Origin of the sequence: Paenibacillus hodogayensis, from assembly GCF_039536325.1 — a bacterium.
Classification (GTDB): domain Bacteria; phylum Bacillota; class Bacilli; order Paenibacillales; family NBRC-103111; genus Paenibacillus_AB; species Paenibacillus_AB hodogayensis.
The window spans coordinates 272,101-290,794 of sequence record NZ_BAAAYO010000013.1 but is presented as its reverse complement, the minus strand read 5'-3'; the positions used below and the strand labels follow the sequence as shown (position 1 = coordinate 290,794).

At 50.7% G+C, this 18,694-nt stretch carries 16 protein-coding genes; 13 read left to right on the top strand and 3 right to left on the bottom strand.

Annotated features, from left to right (window positions below):
• The first annotated feature begins 26 nt into the window (after positions 1-26).
• The 3 genes from ABD796_RS27495 to ABD796_RS27485 all read left to right on the top strand — a co-directional run bounded on the left by ABD796_RS27495 (position 27) and on the right by ABD796_RS27485 (position 1,295).
• Positions 27-203: a hypothetical protein gene (locus tag ABD796_RS27495; protein ID WP_344914349.1), complete on the top strand. Its 177-nt coding sequence runs from the start codon at positions 27-29 to the stop codon at positions 201-203.
• A 157-nt stretch (positions 204-360) separates the two neighbouring features.
• Positions 361-867, top strand: coding sequence for a MerR family transcriptional regulator (locus ABD796_RS27490; RefSeq protein WP_344914347.1), 507 nt, complete (start codon positions 361-363; stop codon positions 865-867).
• Positions 864-1,295 (top strand): SRPBCC family protein, encoded by a 432-nt coding sequence (locus ABD796_RS27485; protein WP_344914345.1) that lies wholly within the window; start codon positions 864-866, stop codon positions 1,293-1,295. Before ABD796_RS27490 ends, ABD796_RS27485 begins: the two co-directional genes overlap by 4 nt.
• 108 nt (positions 1,296-1,403) lie before the next feature.
• Here the strand turns inward: ABD796_RS27485 and ABD796_RS27480 are convergent, their stop codons facing one another.
• The 3 genes from ABD796_RS27480 to ABD796_RS27470 form a co-directional block, all read right to left on the bottom strand.
• The gene (locus ABD796_RS27480) at positions 1,404-2,174 is read right to left on the bottom strand and encodes a class I SAM-dependent methyltransferase (protein WP_344914343.1); all 771 of its coding nucleotides are present in this window, start codon (positions 2,172-2,174) and stop codon (positions 1,404-1,406) included.
• Positions 2,175-2,404: 230 nt separating this feature from the next.
• Positions 2,405-3,859: an MDR family MFS transporter gene (locus ABD796_RS27475; protein ID WP_344914341.1), complete on the bottom strand. Its 1,455-nt coding sequence runs from the start codon at positions 3,857-3,859 to the stop codon at positions 2,405-2,407.
• 35 nt (positions 3,860-3,894) lie between these two features.
• The gene (locus tag ABD796_RS27470; RefSeq protein WP_344914339.1) at positions 3,895-4,134 is read right to left on the bottom strand and encodes a hypothetical protein; all 240 of its coding nucleotides are present in this window, start codon (positions 4,132-4,134) and stop codon (positions 3,895-3,897) included.
• Between the two features lie 435 nt (positions 4,135-4,569).
• On the opposite strand from ABD796_RS27470, the gene ABD796_RS27465 reads away from it, so the two are divergent.
• The 10 genes from ABD796_RS27465 to ABD796_RS27415 all read left to right on the top strand — a co-directional run bounded on the left by ABD796_RS27465 (position 4,570) and on the right by ABD796_RS27415 (position 18,627).
• Positions 4,570-5,112 (top strand): peptidoglycan DD-metalloendopeptidase family protein, encoded by a 543-nt coding sequence (locus ABD796_RS27465; RefSeq protein WP_344914337.1) that lies wholly within the window; start codon positions 4,570-4,572, stop codon positions 5,110-5,112.
• A 166-nt stretch (positions 5,113-5,278) separates the two neighbouring features.
• Entirely contained in the window at positions 5,279-6,049 is a 771-nt protein-coding gene (locus ABD796_RS27460; protein WP_344914335.1) for a helix-turn-helix domain-containing protein, read from the top strand.
• A 265-nt stretch (positions 6,050-6,314) separates the two neighbouring features.
• Positions 6,315-6,824 (top strand): endonuclease V, encoded by a 510-nt coding sequence (locus ABD796_RS27455; protein WP_344914333.1) that lies wholly within the window; start codon positions 6,315-6,317, stop codon positions 6,822-6,824.
• A 19-nt stretch (positions 6,825-6,843) separates the two neighbouring features.
• Positions 6,844-8,172 carry an SMI1/KNR4 family protein gene (locus ABD796_RS27450; RefSeq protein WP_344914331.1) on the top strand — a complete coding sequence of 443 codons (1,329 nt, stop codon included), beginning with the start codon at positions 6,844-6,846 and terminating at the stop codon, positions 8,170-8,172.
• 491 nt (positions 8,173-8,663) lie between these two features.
• Positions 8,664-15,347 (top strand): cadherin-like beta sandwich domain-containing protein, encoded by a 6,684-nt coding sequence (locus tag ABD796_RS27445; RefSeq protein WP_344914329.1) that lies wholly within the window; start codon positions 8,664-8,666, stop codon positions 15,345-15,347.
• A gap of 233 nt (positions 15,348-15,580) precedes the next feature.
• Positions 15,581-16,276 (top strand): hypothetical protein, encoded by a 696-nt coding sequence (locus ABD796_RS27440; protein WP_344914326.1) that lies wholly within the window; start codon positions 15,581-15,583, stop codon positions 16,274-16,276.
• Between the two features lie 58 nt (positions 16,277-16,334).
• A complete protein-coding gene (locus ABD796_RS27435; RefSeq protein ID WP_344914324.1) occupies positions 16,335-16,943 on the top strand; it encodes a DUF4304 domain-containing protein in 609 nt (202 codons plus the stop codon).
• A 100-nt stretch (positions 16,944-17,043) separates the two neighbouring features.
• The gene (locus ABD796_RS27430; protein ID WP_344914322.1) at positions 17,044-17,589 is read left to right on the top strand and encodes a helix-turn-helix transcriptional regulator; all 546 of its coding nucleotides are present in this window, start codon (positions 17,044-17,046) and stop codon (positions 17,587-17,589) included.
• Positions 17,546-18,013: a WYL domain-containing protein gene (locus ABD796_RS35715; protein WP_425566941.1), complete on the top strand. Its 468-nt coding sequence runs from the start codon at positions 17,546-17,548 to the stop codon at positions 18,011-18,013. Before ABD796_RS27430 ends, ABD796_RS35715 begins: the two co-directional genes overlap by 44 nt.
• Positions 18,014-18,108: 95 nt before the next feature.
• Complete coding sequence (locus ABD796_RS27415; protein ID WP_344914320.1) at positions 18,109-18,627, top strand: DinB family protein; 519 nt, start codon at positions 18,109-18,111, stop codon at positions 18,625-18,627.
• The last annotated feature ends 67 nt before the right edge of the window (positions 18,628-18,694 follow it).

The window sequence follows — 18,694 nt, the reverse complement described above, 5'->3', positions numbered from 1 at the left end:
CGTAGAAAGGAGGAGGGCACTGATGTATGTTTTATCGCCAAATATACGGGAGCAGCCAAGAGGGAGAGGTGTATTACGAACCGTGGTCGGAGACTCGGAATCATCTTGTTTTGCGCTTGCCGCCGGAGCGCGGTCAGCTGTCCTTGCCGGAGTTGGCCGGCATGTGCTGTTATGGAACAATGGCTTATCTCAAATGGGTGTGAACCGTACTTCAAATAAAGTGTATATGTACGGCAGCGTGCAGGAGAGAAGGAAGTATGAGCACGGTCGATAGTGTGAAAAATAGTGGTTGCACCTTACGTAACGTCATCATTTATAGTGAAGCTACCGGTAATAGTTAGCGCTAACGAGGGAGTTACCATGAAACGATATTGGAAGGTTGGGGACCTTTCTCGAATGACGGGACTCACCGTGCGAACTTTGCGATTTTACGATCAAATCGGCTTGTTCTCGCCTTCCGGCCAGACGGAGTCCGGTCACAGGCTGTACAATGAGTCCGATCTGTCGCGTCTGCAGCAGATTTTGTCGCTTAAAGAGCTTGGCATGTCCCTGGAAGAGATCAAGTCCGCCATGGCTGGCGAGCAGTTCAGCCCGTTGGAGATCGTCAATTTGCAAATGGCCCGGACCCGGGAGCAGATCAAGATGCAGCAACAGCTCCTCGAGCAGCTGCAATATGTATCGAAGTTGATGCAAGGGAAGGCGCTAATAGCCGTTGAAGATTTCACACGACTTTTGCAAGCGATGAAGGAAAGCCATGAGAAGCTGGTCATCGAACGGCGGACGAGCTGGGAGTACCGTCTGGATGTACTGGGTGATTTTCTTGCCGATGAACATGAAGGAATGCACTTAAAGGAGGACAAACCGTGACTGAACGATTCGCCAAACACGCAACCTTTGTTGTCGAACGAACCTATGCCGCATCGCCTGCGAGGGTCTACCAAGCTTGGGCCGACCCGGCCGCCAAATCCAAATGGTTTACCAAGCCCGATATTTTCGAATTCCGTGTCGGAGGACGCGAGTACAGCAGAGGAGGTCCGCCGGACGGACCAGTCTTTACTTTTGACGTCTGCTATCAAGAGATTGTTCCGGAGCAGCGCATCGTCTATAGCTATACTTTGGATTCGGACGACACACGCATCTCCGTTTCGCTCACGACAGTCGAGCTCATCCCGACCGATGGCGGTACGAAGCTGATTTTCACCGAGCAAGGGGCCTTTTTGGACGGGTATGATACGCCGGAAGTGCGCGAGCATGGGACGAATGAAATGCTTGATGCACTGGGCAAAACACTGTAAGGGGCATCGCCATGGCAGCGATCGTGGGAGAAATGAATTTGGGTTTCAGATTAACGGAGAGTCGATTTCTCGCTCTCCGTTTTCTGTTACTCCCAGCTTCATAGAAGTTCAGCGGAGTTTGACTGCCCGGGTCGCCATATAGGTGCTGATGTAGGGATCGAGAAGATCGCCGCCGGCTTTGTCTTCGTAGAATCCGGCGATTACGAATCCGGCTGCGATTTGTCCGCCGATTTGGCTTTCCAGCGAATGGCCGAACTCCATCGGCTCGCCGGCGGCCAGCTTGGCCGCTAATTGTTCTTGCGGGAGCTGTTCCGGATCGGAATAAGGAATGCTGTACTTCACCTCAAGCTTCCCATTGTCCCATTCCTGGACGTCGAACAGGAACAGGAGCGGATTACATACGCCGGCGAGCAAAGCCCCTCCCTGACGCAAGATGCGGTAGCATTCGGTCCAGACGCTGCCGATCTCGGGAATGAAGCAATTGGATACCGGATGGACGATCAGGTCGAACGACTCGTCCTTAAAGCGCGACAAATCCCGCATATCTCCTTGCTCCAGTATCAGGGTCAGCTTGTCCCGCTCGGCAACGAGAAGATCCTGTTCCAATTGCCGGGGGCTGTTATCAAATACGGTCACATCCGCTCCGAGTGCGGCTAATATCGGGCCCTGCTGCCCCCCGCCGGAAGCGAGGCACAGCACCTCTTTGCCGGCGACCTCGCCAAGCCAATCCGTAGGAATCGGCTTGGTTGGCGTCAGTACGATTTGGTACATCCCTTGCCTTGCCCGTGCGACTTCTTCCGGCGAAACGGGCTGCGTCCAACTGTTTCCTTTGTCCACTTGTGCATTCCAAGCTTCGCGATTATGCTTCACAATATCCAATGGTCAACTGCCTCTTTTCTTTTCAAAATCGATTTTCTGACATCTGGTATCTGCTTTTTTAGTCTAGCATCATACTAGCCGTCTTGCGAGACATGGATGATTTGCACTGGATTATGCGGTAGATGAAGAAGCGTTACAGTCTCTCATGCCCAATATCATGAATTTTGTTTGAACGGTGAGCACAGTCCTTGCAGAACAACCGCCCATTCGAGTGCTTGCCCCGCTATAGGCTATAATTCATTCTGTGCTGGTAATGAACCTATTTCATTAGGCGCAGGTGATTTTTTTATAAACCAGCCCAGTATCAAAACAAGTATGGCGAGAATAAATTCGATCCAAAAAACGGTTTGCAGGCCGACAACCGTGCTTTGTGTTTTCTCATACAACGCAGTTGGATCGAGCGAGTGTTGAAGATCACCATTCGCTCTAGACGACATGACGCCGACGAACAAAGCGATTCCAATTCCTCCCGCAATTTGTTGGAGCGTATTGTATATGGTTGTTCCATGGGGGACCAAGTGACGCGGAAGTTGATTCAATCCTGTCGTCTGAGCCGGCATGACGACAAACGATATGCCTATAAATAAGAGGACATGAGGGAATAGAACAGAACCTCGCGTTGTATCACTGTCGATGCCGGCGAACAGCCACAACGATATGGCGATCAAGACCAGTCCCGGCACAATGACGAATCGCGGCCCGAATATATCGAGTAATTTCCCCGACAAGGGCATCATGATCCCGTTCAAAATACAACCGGGCATCAGGAGTAAACCTGTCGCGAATGCTGTCAACTGCATCACATCCTGCAAGTAGATCGGTAGCAGCGTCGTTGTCGCAAATAGGACCATCATGAGGACTACAACCAACACCGCAACCAGAGAAAAAGTGGGATACCGGAATACGGAAAGATTGATCAACGGCTCTTTGATCGTGAGCTGCCGCCATACAAGCAAGAGCAAGAAGAGGCTCCCTATGGCAATCGCCCCGTAACCCTCGGGCTCAGCCCAGACACTGCTCCGGCTGAAGCCGTAGGTGACGCAACCGAAACCGACCGTTGACATCACGATGGATAAAAGATCAACCTTGGGCTTGGTCAACTCGGTTACATTCTTCAAGTACAAGATTGCATAAATAATCGAAAACAGCGCGACAGGAATCACCAGGTAGAACAGCCATCGCCAGTGAAAGGTATCGATGATCAATCCCGACAAAGCCGGGCCGACGACAGGGGCGACCATAATGACCAGCCCCATGAGACCCATGGCGGCACCCCGGCGTTCTGGAGGATAAAGGGCGAGAATCGTATTCATCATCAACGGGATCAATAATCCTGTCCCGCAAGCCTGAACAACCCTGCCCGTCAGCAAGATTCCGAAGCCCGGGGAGCTTGCGCACAAGCAGGTACCGGCTAAAAATAAAGCCATCGCAGACAGAAACATCTGACGAGTCGTGAGCCATTGTTGCAGGAATGCGGTCACCGGCACCAGTACGCCGATAACGAGCATATAGCCCGTCGATAACCATTGTATGGTCGTTGCAGTAACGTTGAACTCCCGCATCAATCCGGGAAGCGCATTGACAAGCAAATTTTCGTTAAGAAACGCGACAAATGCGCCTATGAGTAGTGCGGTTAACATCGGTCCTCTCTTCACTCCACTTGCCTCTTGAATCCGTTTATTCATCGGATACCTCCCGAATTGTCAGCCTGACGTGCAGGTTATCCTACACCATCGCTTTCTAACAAGGAATAAAAATGATCCCGATCCTCGTCATCGAATTTGCCAAGCGTCCGTATCCTGACAAATTCGTGTCCACCATACATGTCGATTTCCTCGCCATACCTGTTATAGAGCGCGATCATATTGCCATCCGGATTCAGCTCCATGTACCCGTAACATGTTGTCTCCGGCGTCTCACCGTAAAGGAGCATAAATCTGATTTTGTCCACACTGTTCATGCAACTCCTCCTGTTCTGTCTTTCGTAATGACCTTGCATTCATTGCGATTGGTTTTTGGTGCGCATCCCGTACCTCCCCATCGGACTAAAGCCAATTTTACGTGAATCCGGATGAATTGGAAAAAGCGATATGGCTCTTGATATTCGGAAATTCATTCCTATTTCGAAAACATAAAGGGGGGCCTCCCGCTAAATCGCTCATTCGCACATTTTCTCTTGACGAGATGGGGTTTGGGGATTATGATAGCGTGCCGTTCAACTCTACAAGGTAAAGCCATAAAAAGACCGACTTTTCGAAGTGTCTCGGCAGCTCGTTTACCATTTTTCGCGTTGTAATCATTAAAGATCCATGCTAAGTGGCAGGTGACTGGATAAATATGGGGAATTAATCCATAATGGACGATCATTAATATTTTGGTAAAGGGAGTGCTAAAAGTGAATTCTGAAATCGAAGTGATTACTATTCATCCGATCCATCGGCACGCTTACTCTGTAATGGAACACCCGGAGGGGCAATATGAATACATGGGAGACGCTTTAGGTTGCGACTGTATGATTGAGAAGTTTGTTGACGGGTGCATGAGGAAGTACAAAAATGACGGAAGGAATAATGAAGAATGGTATGGCTGGGATGCCGAAGTTCTTGCTCCATTTGGTGGCGTGGTTGAAGCGATCTACATTAATCCAATGACTAACAAAGTAGGGGAGATTCATCCATCTAGAGCAAGTAGTATAACGTTTTTAAGACATGACGGTGTGAAGGTATTTTATGGACATGTAAAGGATGTACATGTAGGGAAGGGCGATTCTGTAAAGGCAGGAGATATCGTCGCCAGAGTAGGTAATAACGGTTATTCCAGGTGTCCGCATATTCATATAGGCGCGTGGAAAGAAAATACACCGCTTCAGATAAGATTTGACTTAAGAGAATTGGGAAAGTACTTTAAGCAACTGGGAGACAGAAGGTATCATTGTTAATAGCGGGAGATGTTTCAGAATATCAAGTGGACGCGCGCAGATAGGTTGATTCAACTGAAGGTAAAGCTTTTTCAACCGTGGGTTGATGACTCACGTACACCTCCATACCAAAAGGGACGGGAGCACCTTATGATAAAGGCAAACAGGCAAGGAGGTTTTCCTTTCAATGGATAAATTAAGCAATACCGGTGTAAAGCTTGCTCAACTACGGCGATCCCATGGCATGACCCAAGAAGAGCTGGGGAAACGGTTATCTGTGTCTGCAAAAGCTGTATCCAAGTGGGAGAATGGCGACTCTTTACCGGATCTTTCGCTTATTGTAATGCTAGCGGAAACTTATGATTGTACGACAGACTATTTGTTGGGGCGGGAGGGTGGACTCGTATCGTTGCTACCCCAGATCCGAGAAACGTTCGTTAGCATGACAGTAGAAGAAAAAATCGGCTTCCTCGGAGATATCATCACGGTAGCAGGAGCATCGATGCCTACGCCTCCGGTTAGCCCGCACGGGCATCCCTCGCTTGTGCACATTCGCTTGGGTCCATTTGGAATCGGTCTATGGGCAAAGGATCGGCTGGTCTGTATCGCGACGACGACGTTTCTGAATGAAGCAGTTGAAACGTTAGGAAAAGAAGCCGATTTCCCGCTCACCCTTCTGCCCGACGAAATCCGTCCTGTCCTATTAGCCCTCTTACGAGACATGAATGATTTGAAACCGGACTACGCAGTAGATGAAAAGACGCTACAATCTCTCTTGCCAAATACCATGAATTTCGATGATGTCCTTACGGAATGCATCGAACTGGGATTTGTAGATCGGGTACGCGGCGGCTACCGGCTGAATTTCAAGGCTGATCTTGCGGTGCGATTACTAGCAATCATTCATCAAACGATCAACAAGCGGGGAACGATGAATGTGACGGTGGGGAGACCTTAGTAACCGTTTTATTGAAGTAAGCAGGTATGGCGGGTTTGCGCGGCTGCGCAGAGCCCGTCTTTTTCGTTTTCGGCTTTTGCACGAGTGGTCTTGGCCGCCGGCCGAGCGGAAGAAGGCCTAGCGAACTATACGTCGGAGCGTGAAAATTAAGGTATACTGATAGCATGAAAAAACGGAACCGAGATATTTCCAAAGTCTGTGCTGCACTTGCGGAAGGCTATCATATATGGCTTAAACTGAGCTTTGAAGGAAGGAATCACTATCCATGATCGTCGCTGTCGATGTGTATTACGAGGAAAACAAGGCAAAATCAGTGGGGGTTATTTTTCAAAGCTGGGAAGATTCCAAACCACTCGAAATCATCACGTCTTATACGGAAAATCCTCCAGAGTACGAACCGGGATTTTTCTATAAACGTGAGCTTCCTTGCATACGGGAATTGCTGAAAGGTACAGATATTAACCAAATCCATACCATTGTTGTGGATGGCTATGTGTACTTAAACGATGAGAAAAAGCCCGGGCTCGGACATTATGTTTACACCGATTTTGCAGGGGAAATTCCAGTGATCGGTGTTGCCAAAAGCGCCTTTCACGACAACGAAGCCTTTGTCCAAAAGGTTTACCGGGGCAACAGCTCCAAGCCTTTGTACATAACCTCTGTCGGCATGGAGCTAGCAGTCGCTGCCAAGCACATCCGGAGCATGTACGGAGCATACCGATTTCCGCATCTGCTGAAATTGCTGGATCAGCAAACGAAGGAAACCCGGCTCTAAACAACAGGGGGGATGCAAGATGTTGTTTTGGAAGAAAGAAACGCAGCTTGATCGAATACAAAACAAACTCGAACAGGCCATGCGCAAAGATACGGCTTTTTCGGTGTTTGGAGCATCCTCGCACCAATACAAGGTTCGTGAAAAGCTTGCGGCAAAAGAGCTTGAAGACTGGCAAGCAAAAAATCAGGTCACACTGCCGAAGCTGTATACGCAGTTTTTAACGAAAGTCGGTAATGGAGGTGCGGGACCGTTTTACGGGATGTATTCGCTTGAAAAGGCAACCTCCTATACCGGTACATACGCACTCACTGCAAAATGCGTTCTGCACCCCGGAATGACAAAAGAGGAATGGAACCGTCTGATCGAGCCTCTGATCAAGGATGAGGACATCCCCGATCTGGAATACGACGCTGTCCGTGATCGGGTACTGGGCGGCATGTTGTGTATCGGGACACAAGGCTGCGAATACGATATGTACCTCGTACTGGAAGGGGAATACAGGGGAAAAGTCGTTTACACGTCAGATTTTCATCCGGATCACCCCTTTTTCTTTGTCTATGAAGAACACGTTCTGGACTGGTATGAGCGCTGGCTGGAAGAAATCATTCTGGATTATGATATCGCGTGGTTTGGCAGCAGAATGCCGGGCGATGAGAATGCGTTGATACAGGTTTATCAAAACGCCCCAAACGAAGAAATCCAATCCAAAGCGCTTGGTGGAATGTTCAAGTTTAAGAAAATATCGCAGCCAACCATTGATTTTTTAAAAAGTGTTGCCGGGCAAAGTCAAAAGGATCGCGCAACAGCCATTCAGCTCATTTGCAAAACCTCTCTTGACGCGGGAAGAGACTTTCTTCTCGAGTTGTTGCATGCTGAAAGAAACGAAGATTTTTTACAAGCTTTAAACATCCTGAACTGGTACGGGAAATCTTCAGATTTAAAGCAATTTATAAAAGTGATCCTGCAAAGTCTGGATAGGGTTCACGACCCGGAAACGTTACGTCATGTGGGATATGTTTTGGAATCTTCCGGCGCGGTTACCCTCGAAAACTTCGCGCCCTTTTTGTGCCACAACGACTCGAATATGCAGGCTGCCGCAATCTATGCCACACGTAATTGTAAGGACAAAACAGAAAGGTGGAAAATTGTAGAACTTGTGTTTATGGGCGGCGACAAGGAGGTTATGAAAAACACGATTTTGTATTGGGGCATTGTCCCTCATGAAAAGTTATTGCCTTATTATAAGGCGGTCTGGCCGGAATATAAAAACAATCCTAATTTCAGGGAAGCATTTATAGGTTGTTTGAAGGAATTAAATGTGCCGGATGATTATTTTGACAAAGAATAAGGGAAAACCGTATGTTAAGCACAAAAAGCAATAAACTCATTCTCTCGGGACTGGGCTTATTGCTTTTTGTTATTGAACAGGGACGGGGATCCACGGCGTGCGGCCTGGATGAACAGACCTGAGCTTTCGAAGATGTGTCACCGAATGCACACAAGCCTCCAAACCCGCCTAAGAAGTGGGGATGGAGGCTTGTGTTTTTATTGAAGTATTTTTTTCTATATTTACCCCAGTTTAACCTTGGACGTTTACAATGAGTTCGCTTAAGAAATAGGGTTCATTGCTAATGATGATGATCCAAGCTCAAATACAAGAAATGGAGGGGTAGAATGAAAATAAGGTTGAGGAGTAAGGTTTATCGAAGCTTCATTTTATTGCTTATAGGAATTATGATGGGGGCCTCGTATCCCAATTCTTCCTTCGCTGCTAACTCTGTCTTTAATGGAGGAGACGGGTCGGTCGCGTCCCCTTACCTGATTGCAAACGCGGATCAGTTGAATGCGATCCGAACGAATGTAAATGCCAGCTATAAGCTAGTTTCGGATATTGATTTGTCCGCGTATGCCGCATCCGATGGAGGGAAGGGCTGGAAGCCGGTAGAGGGAAATTTCTCCGGATCGTTGGACGGTGACGGCCATCGCATTACAGGTTTGTATATCGATCGCGGCAATGACGGAAATGTGGGCTTGTTTAGCTCCATTTATTCGGGCAAAATCGTGAATGTGAAGATCATTCAAGCCGATGTCAAAGGAGGCTCTACGACCGGGATTTTAGCGGGAAGCGTCGTATTCGCCACGCTTTCGCAAGTGTACACGTCCGGTCGTGTCCAAGGCAACCAGGAGGTAGGAGGGCTGGTTGGCAAGCTGGAGGACTCGAACGCCAGTTATACCGGTTCTTCTGCAACCGTCGAAGGAAACGCGTATAATGTCGGCGGCTTGATCGGTCACTATTACGGCGGTAATGGAGAGCTCGCGGACAATTATGCCGAAGGAGATGTTCACGCAGCCGGTTCCAGCGTAGGAGGGCTTGTTGGTTTCTCGATTTCCGGCACGATCAAGCGGAGCTACGCTTCCGGCAACGTGGTTAGCGATCAAGAAACGGCCGGGGGATTGCTGGGAACGGGAAATTCCGGCAGCATTCAGGACAGTTATGCGCTCGGCTCCGTGAAAGGAACGCAAACGGTCGGCGGTTTGGTCGGCTATTTTAATGGCATTGCGATCGCGAACAGCTATTCGACCGGTCATGTTGATGCCGACAACAGCCTGGGCGGTTTTGGAGGATACAGCTACGGTTCCACGGTTACGAATTCGTTCTGGGATGAAACGGCATCTGGCCGTCCGTACAGCTACGGCTGGAGCTCCGATCCTTCGGGTGTTACCTCATTAACGACTTCGGGCATGCAGAACTCGGCCAACTTCGCAGGCTGGAACTTTAATGGAACATGGGCCGGCGCTTCGGGAACTAGCTATCCGTATTTGCAGGATAACGCGCCTTTATGGTTGACGCATTTGGCCGTGTCCCCTAACGCGGGTATAAGCGGTACCTTGACGCCAACGTTCCATTCGGCTACGAAGCAATATAATATCAGCGTGACCAATGTTGCCGATTCCGTGACGATTACGGCTCCGGCGGCGAATGGCAGAGCAACGGTAGCTATTCTCGGAGGAACGACGCTTGCTGCCGGCAACAATACCGTAACCTTGACGGTCAGCGACGGCAATGGCCGGGATCAAGTCTATACGTTGCACGTACATAAGCTGGCTTCGAACGCCTTGTCTTCCGATGCCCAACTATCGGATTTGCAAGTGAACGGGGTTTCTATACCAGGGTTCAACGGCAGCACAGAGACTTACTCCGTACCTGTCCCGAATACGGCTACGACTGCCACGATAACGGCTGTCACCCGCCATCCCGATGCATCCTATGCCGTCACCGGATGCAGCAATCTCGTTCTGGGGAGCAACCTCTGCACGGTTACCGTAACGGCATCGGATGGAACCCAGAAGATTTATTCCCTTACGGTGATTCGCAACCGATTCGCTGGGGGAGAGGGAACAGCAGCATCCCCTTATCTTATTGCTACAGCGGATCAACTCAATGAGGTTCGGAACGATTACCAGAAAGTGTTTCGGCTTACGGCCGACATCGACTTGTCCTCCTACGCGTCAGCAGACGGAGGGGAAGGCTGGAAACCGATCTATTTTGAAGGTGTTCTGGACGGGAATGGGCATAGCATAACGGGGCTTACCATACGGCGTCCGAATGAAGATATCATCGGTTTGTTTCAATATATTTATTTGGGCAGCGTGTCCAATCTAAAACTTGTCCAAGCGGCGGTCACCGGTCGGGATAAAGTAGGCATGTTGGTAGGATGGCACAGCTCGGGTACGGTAACTAATGTTTCTGCTTCCGGTACGGTGTCGGGCCGAGATAGCGTGGGTGGTTTGATCGGTTATGTGACATACGGCTCGGTGTCCATGAGCGGCTCCATCGCCGCCGTGGCCGGCAGCGGCAGTGCAATCGGCGGTTTAATCGGACTCAATGAGGGCGGCACGGTAGACACAAGCTATGCGGAGGGCAACGTTCAAGGCTCCAGTACGGTGGGGGGGCTTGTAGGCAGCGATAGAAACTCGGGAAAGGTCTCCAACTCTTACGCGACGGGACAAGTGACCTCCGTACAAGCATCGGCAGGCGGTCTGATCGGCAAAACCCAATCCGGAACCTATAAAAACAATTACGCCACCGGCAAGGTGACGGGAGGCAGTGCAGTCGGCGGATTGGTAGGTACGAAAACGAGCGGAACCTTTACGAACAGCTATTGGAATAAGACGACCTCAGGGATGAATAGCGGAGTCGGTTCAGGAACAGCTACTGGAATAACGGGATATACGACAGATACGATGAAGCTTAGCGCGAGCTACAATACATGGGATTTTAGCACCGTATGGAATATCGTCAGCGGGACGACGACTCCATATCTTCGCGGAACTGCGCCTTTGTGGCTGACCAGTCTGACGGTAACACCGGATTCGGGGGCAAGCGTTCCCGTGTCCCCAAGTGTGGACAATATGACGTCGGCGTATACGGCTGTCGTTGCAAGTAATGCTCATAGCGTCACTGTAACAGGAACGAGGTTAAACCCAGCGGACACCTTGACTGTAACAGGAGGAACGAACCTTGTTGCCGGGACGAACCCTGTAACGATTACGGTCGCGAGCTCGACCGGTTTCGGCAGCAGGGCATATGCATTGAATGTGGTTCGTTCCGATCCGTCGGCTGCAGGGCTAAGCTCGCTTACCCTGTCCTCCGGCACACTGAGTCCGAGTTTTACGGAAACCGTAACCGACTATACGGCGAGTGTTGCATACAGTGTTACGGCTCTCACCGTGACTCCGGTTGTCAGTAACCTAGGCTCTACAGTGAAAGTGAACGGAGTGGGCGTGGCGAGCGGCCAAGCGAGCGGAAGCATTTCGCTTACGGCAGGTACGGCGAATACGGTTATGATCGAGGTCACATCAGAGGACGGAACGCAAACGAAAACTTACACAGTGATTGTCACGCGTGCGGCAGGAAGCTCGAACGCCAATTTAAGTGCTTTGACAACAAGCGGCGGCGCGCTGAGTCCAACATTTGCAGCCGGAACTGTAACTTATACGATTCCCACTGTTGCGAATACGACCTCCTCGATTACCGTTAGGCCGACTGTAGCGGATTCCACGGCGACGGTGAAGGTGAAGGTAAACGAAGGAACCGATAGTATTGTAACAAGCGGCACCAACAGCCCGGCGCTCCCTCTTAATGTGGGCAGCAATAGCATTGTCGTGACGGTAACGGCGCAAGACGGGACGACGAAAAGCTATACCATCTCTGTGACACGTGCAGCAAGCACAGTCGCGACATTGGCTGGTTTAACCTTGTCTTCGGGCGCGTTAAGTCCAACCTTTAATGCCAATACGATGTCCTATACGTCTACTGCAGCGAACAGTTATTCCAGCGTCACGGTTACACCGACCGTTACGAATTCGAATGCGACTGTCACCGTGAGCGTCAACAGCGGCACTCCGACACCGGTTGTCAGCGGTCAGAGCAGCGCGCCTCTTGCTTTGAATACGGGTTCCAATATTATTAATGTCGTTGTGACAGCTCAGGATGGCACAACGACGAAGACATACAAAATTACGGTTACACGCAACAAAAGTAACAACGCGGACATGACAGCCTTTAGCTTCGAGGGATTATCCCCGGCTGTGAGCGGTACGATCAGCGGAACTGCGATTTCCTTGACTGTTCCCTATGGAACGAATAGAAGTGCGTTGGTTGCCACCTTCACAAGCGCTCAAGCATCCAGTGTTCAAGTGGGGTCAATCTTGCAAACGAGCGGGGTAACGGCGAATAATTTTAACGCTCCGGTTGTTTACAAGGTGACGGCCGAAGACGGGACGACGACCAAAAACTATACGGTAACGGTAAGCGAATCGCCAGCGCCGTTAAGCGGAGCGAACGATATTGTTGGTTTTACGCTGGCAGAGCAGACAGGAGCGGCAACGATTCAAGCAGCTACGCATTCGGTGGCGATTGAGGTAGCGGATGGAACCAATCTGTCGAGCTTGGCACCGACGGTGGCAGTATCTCCCCATGCAACGGTAAGCCCGGCTTCCGGGGCAACGGTGAACTTTTCCAATGGTCCGGTAAGTTATACCGTAACCGCCCAAAATGGCGCTACTCAGGTATGGACGGTAACGGTAAGCGAAGCGCCAGCGCCGTTAAGCGGAGCGAACGATCTTGTTGGTTTTACACTGGCGGCACAGACCGGGTCGGCAACGATTCAAGTAGCAACGCATACGGTCACGATTGAAGTAGCTCATGGAACGAACCTGGCGGCCTTGGCGCCGACAGTGACGGTATCTACGTATGCAACGGTAAGCCCGACTTCCGGGGCGACGGTGGACTTTTCCAATGGTCCAGTAAGTTATACCGTAATCGCCCAAAATGGCGCTACGCAGGTATGGATGGTAACGGTAATAGAAGCATCGGCCCCTTTAAGCGGAGCGAACGATATAGTGAGCTTTACGCTTGCAGCGCAGACAGGGGCGGCAACGATCCAAACCGCAACGCATACGGTGGAAATTGAAGTAGCGCATGGAACCAATCTGTCGACGTTGGTGCCAACAGTGACGGTATCAACTTACGCTACGGTAAACCCGGGTTCAGGAGCAACGTTGGACTTCTCCAGTGCTCCCGTCAGTTACACAGTAACCGCCCAAAATGGCACTGCACAGGTATGGACGGTCACGGTAAGCGAAGCGCCAGCACCACTAAGCGGAGCGAACGATATAGTGAGCTTTACGCTTGCAGCACAGACCGGGTCGGCAACGATTCAAGCGGCAACACATTCGGTGGAAATTGAAGTAGCGCATGGAACGAACCTGTCGACTTTGGCGCCGACGGTGACGGTATCTGCCCATGCGACGCTAAGCCCGGCTTCCGGGGCAACGGTGAACTTCAGTGGTGGAGCGGTCAGCTACACCGTAACCGCCCAAAATGGCGCTACGCAGGTTTGGACGGTCACGGTAATAGAAGCATCGGCCCCTTTAAGCGGAGCAAAAGATATTGTGAGTTTTGCGTTGGCATCGCAGACAGGAGCGGCAACGATTCAAGCAGCAACGCATACGGTCATGATTGCAGTAGCTCAAGGAACCAACCTGTCGAGCTTGGCGCCGACAGTGACGGTGTCGACGTATGCAACGGTAAGCCCGGCTTCCGGGGCGACGGTGGACTTTTCCAATGGTCCCGTTAGTTATACCGTAACCGCCCCAAATGGCGATACCCAGGTGTGGACGGTGACGGTAAGCGAAGCGCCAGCGCCCTTAAGCGGAGCGAAAGACATTGTGAGCTTTGTGCTAGCAGCGCAGACAAGTGCGGCAACGATTCAATCGGCAACGAATACAGTCACGATTGAAGTGACGCATGGAACCAACCTGTCGAGCTTGGCGCCGACAGTGACGGTATCCACGTATGCAACGGTAAGCCCGGCCTCCGGGACGACGGTGGACTTTTCCAATGGTCCCGTTCGGTATACTGTAACCGCACAAAACGGGACACAGCAGACCTATCTCGTTGCGGTAAATCTTGCTCCGTTAGTACCAACCAGCCCTGGCAGTGGCGGCGGTGGCGGTAGTAGTTCTCCGGCGGTTACACCAACTTCGGCGAACGGTAAATTGATTTTGCCGGCTGGCTCCTCCGGTATTGCGAAGTTGGACGACGAGATCGTCGTCACCATTCCTGCTGGAGCAACAGATCAAGACATGCAGCTCACGATAGAAAAATGGCTCGACCTCGCCAAATTGAACATGAAAAACGTAGTCTTAATTAGTTCTGTATTCGAAGTCACTAAGAATGTTAGAGAACATTTCAAAAAGCCAGTATCCATTACGATTATCTTTGATCCTAACCAAGTTCCAAAAGGTCAAACACCGGCCATCTATTATTATGATGAAGCTCAGAAATTATGGATTCGTATTGGCGGAGAGGTGAGGGGTAACCAAGTTACAGCTCAGACCGATCACTTTACAAGATTTGCAGTGTTAACTCCTCGGGAGGAGCAGGCGACGCAGCCCGAGAATACCCAAATTCGGTTCTCCGATATAAGGGGTCATTGGGCGGCAGCGAGTATTGATCAAGCGGTGGCCAAAAGGCTGGCAAACGGTTATCCTGATGGAACGTTTCAACCCGATAGATCGATTACCCGGGCCGAATATGCAGTAATGCTTTTCCGGGCCATGATCCTTCGGCAGGAGGAGAGCGGGGAGCTTCTCTTTAAGGAGCGTATTGGTTCGTGGGCCAAACAAGCCATTGGGCAGCTTGTTAAAATGGGTGTAGTGAGCGGTTATGAAGATGGAAGCTTCCAGCCGGATCGGGAGATCACTCGTACCGAGATGACGGTTATGCTTGCTAGAACATTAAACACCGTTTATGGTATTGAGGGTCATCCAACCTATGACCTAGCGGTCTTTGACGATCATGCTAGCATACCCGAATGGGCAAAGGCTGAAATAGCTACTGTGGTCAGGCTGGGGATTGTGCAAGGTCAGGCGGGCAATCGTTTCGCACCAGTCTCCCTGGCGACTAGGGCCGAAGCGATAACCGTTCTATTGAGGGTGTTGGAGTTGAAGAAATAGGTAAGGCGTACCAAGAGTAATAGGCCGTGCTCTCATGATGAGTGCGGCTTATTTTTATTTTGTAGAGATGCTTGTCTGGACGGGACATTTTGAATCGCAAATAGGATCGGAAGCTCCGTGCCCGAAAAAAATGCTCCCAAGGTCTGATTCAAAAAATGCAAAGTGATAGAATAATTGTTGAAGGCAAGTACATATGGCGAGAAGGGTTCGGAGATGAAGGGAGGAACATGACGATGCTTCTGAAAGACACCGATCAATTGGATGACTTAAAGGCGTTTCTAATCAACTGGTACGGAAAGTACGATAGCGCCTACGGAGTGCCCGAGGGCGAGATCCCGGCCGATCTTCCAACGGCGTTGCGTGAGCTATATGCGTTTGCAGGACGCTGGAAGGATGGTTCCGATGACCACCTAGAGAACTCTCCAGAAATATTTCAACATCAGGATTGCCTATATAGGGTGGAGCGACTGAAAAGGGATCAGAGCAAAATCACGTTTCTGGAGGAAAACCAAGCAAATTGGACGTGCCAAGTGGAGACGGGCAATAACCAGTCTCCTGTCTACTGCGACGAATGCCTGCTTTGGGATGACCATGCGGAAGGACATATCATCGTAAATGACTCTTTATATCATTTCTTGAAAAGCTTTTGTTTACAGGAGGTCGTGTTTGGCTGCAAACACCTTTACACGGTAAAAGGAGAACTGGATAACATACAAGTATTGTTTCATAAGCCGGTGGAAGAAGTGTGGCTCGATGGGTTCTATACGAGCCCGAAAGAAGAGGGGCCCACTCATTCCTTTTACCGTTTCGGGGACGTATTGGTGATGGAGCGTTACGGAGACTATTGGTTGGGATATAACGTTGATGCACCTGCGGACTTTAATCCGGATACCCTTTCTTCCATAAAACTGATACCCGTTACCTCTTGATGGTGGCCTTATGTTTCTGTGATAACCATTCAAAACGATACTTACTGGAGGGATTACGATGCAGCAACGTTTTAACGATATGATCAAGCAGGATGTAAAGCCGTTTCTTTCCAAGCGCGGCTTCGCGAAGAAGGGTTTGAATTTCAGTAAACACACAGAGAGCCTTATCCATATATTCAATTTCCAAAAATCGTCCGGCAATTCGGCGGACAATGTAATGTTTTATGTGAACTGCGGTATATACTCAGCGGAGTTGGCACGGATACAATCGAGAGATGTTTTGACGGCCCCCCAGGAGGTGGATTGCCACTTCAGAGCGAGAATCAAGGACATAGCGGAGGCGGCTCCAGATCGTTTTTCAATCACTCCCGATACGAATATGGATGAGTTAAGGGAAGCGCTGCTGCATGGATTAGAAGAAGTTATCCGATTCTATGAGACGATGACCAGTGCCAGATGCATTGTTGATTACTACACGGCGGGCCCATTCCTGCATCTGGGCGAAGAGAGCTTTCATTTGTTATTTCAATCCGATGATGTCGCAGCAGCCAAACAATATTTGAAGGCTTTGCAGGAAAAGTACGGAGCCGAACAGCGATGGACCATATTTGAAAATAAATACGAGGCCATCTTCAATCAATACGGAGTGGAATTTGATAAGCTCTAACATCCTGCAAGTGGAAATAGTTCGGAGGTTCCGAAGAATGTACAGATAGGGTGCAGTGCTCAATCGATTTCATTTACGCGAGAAAAAGAAGGTGCTCCCGGTGGCGAAATGGGATAACATGCTGTCCATGCTTTGGATGCTGCAATCCGGAAGGAAGCTTACCGCCGCGCAAATCGCGGACAGTTTGGAGATCAGCGTCCGCACCGTGTACCGGTATATCGACGCATTATGCGCCAGCGGAGTGCCAGTCGTCGCGGAATCGGGCCATGACGGCGGCATTCGCATTCTGGAAAGCTTCAAGGAGACGCCCTTGTTCTTCAACTCCTTAGAGCTAAAGGCGTTCGTGGACGCGTTTAAATTTGCGCAAGGCGCTGGCTATCCGTATACGGAGGAGCTGGAAAGCGCATTGAAGAAGGTGGAGAATGGGCTGCACGAAGAGCAGCGCCATGATCTGTCCCGTCAGACGAGCGGCTTGGATGTGATTTCTTCGGCGCGTCCGCCGTCCTTCGTCCCGTTGTTGCGGGACCTGGAGCAGGCGGCGAAGGACGGGCGAACGGTCTGTATCGCCTATCGCAAAGCGAATGCGGAGCAGGCCGACGAACGTGAAGTCGATCCGTATGGATTGGCTTACGACCGAAACGAATAGTACGCTGTCGCATTCTGCCATCGATCGCAGGCGGTGCGGACGTTCCGCGTGGACCGCATCGCGCGGCTGGAGCCGACCGAAGCGCGGTTCGATAAGCCGGAGCGTTTCTCCGTCCGCCTATTTCCGCGACCAGTCCGAGCGGGAACGGGAGGCGGACGGGCCGCTGACGGCCATCCGCATTGAGGGAGAGCCCGACACGCTGAACGCGGTTTGCGAACACTGGCATCTGCGCCACTATTTGACGGAACGGACCGATCGGGAGGCGCGGTTTCTGCTCGACGTCCCGACGATGAACAAGTACCTTCCTATTTACCTGATGACGTTCGGCACAGCTATTCGCATTCGGGAGCCGCTGGGACTGAAGCGTCGGATCCAGGAAATAGCACAAGGAATCGCAAACCATTACGAAGACGATCCCGATTGAACTTTGCTGACAACGATTGGCAGTCAATCCGGTATACGATAGAGACAAGGCTGCGCAGCCAAACGACGACGAATCAAGGAAAGGGGAATTCATCCATGCTTCAACATCCGCATTCATTGTACGAATACCATGTTTGGGCGAACGACCGGCTGTTTGTCCACCTGGAGCAGCTTCCGAAAGATGCGTTCCATGCGGAAGTGACGAGCGTGTTCCCGTCCGTTTCGCAAACGTTTGGGCACATGTACTTGTTCGAACAGCTTTTTATGTCCGTGCTCGCGGAAGTTCCGAATGAGGACATTTTTCCGAAAATCCCGGGCTGGACAGAGGAAGCGCAGGGCAAAACCGTGGACGAATTGCGGCGGCTGTTCACAGGGGTCGCCGAACAGTTCCGCGATTTGCTCGGGCGTACGCCCGACCCGGACAAGGCGATGACGATCGAGCATCCGCAGTACGGTCGTCTCGATACGCATTTCTCCGACATCCTGCGGCATGTGGTCAACCACGGGACGTATCACCGGGGCAATGTGACCGCGATGCTGAGGCAGCAAGGGTATACCGGGGTTCCGACCGATTATATGTTATATTTGGTGGAACGGCAGAAAGGTCAACGGTAACGGGGGCGGCGCGCGCGGCTGACGGTTTTATCATAAACCCTACAGAAACAGACTCTACGGTCGATAT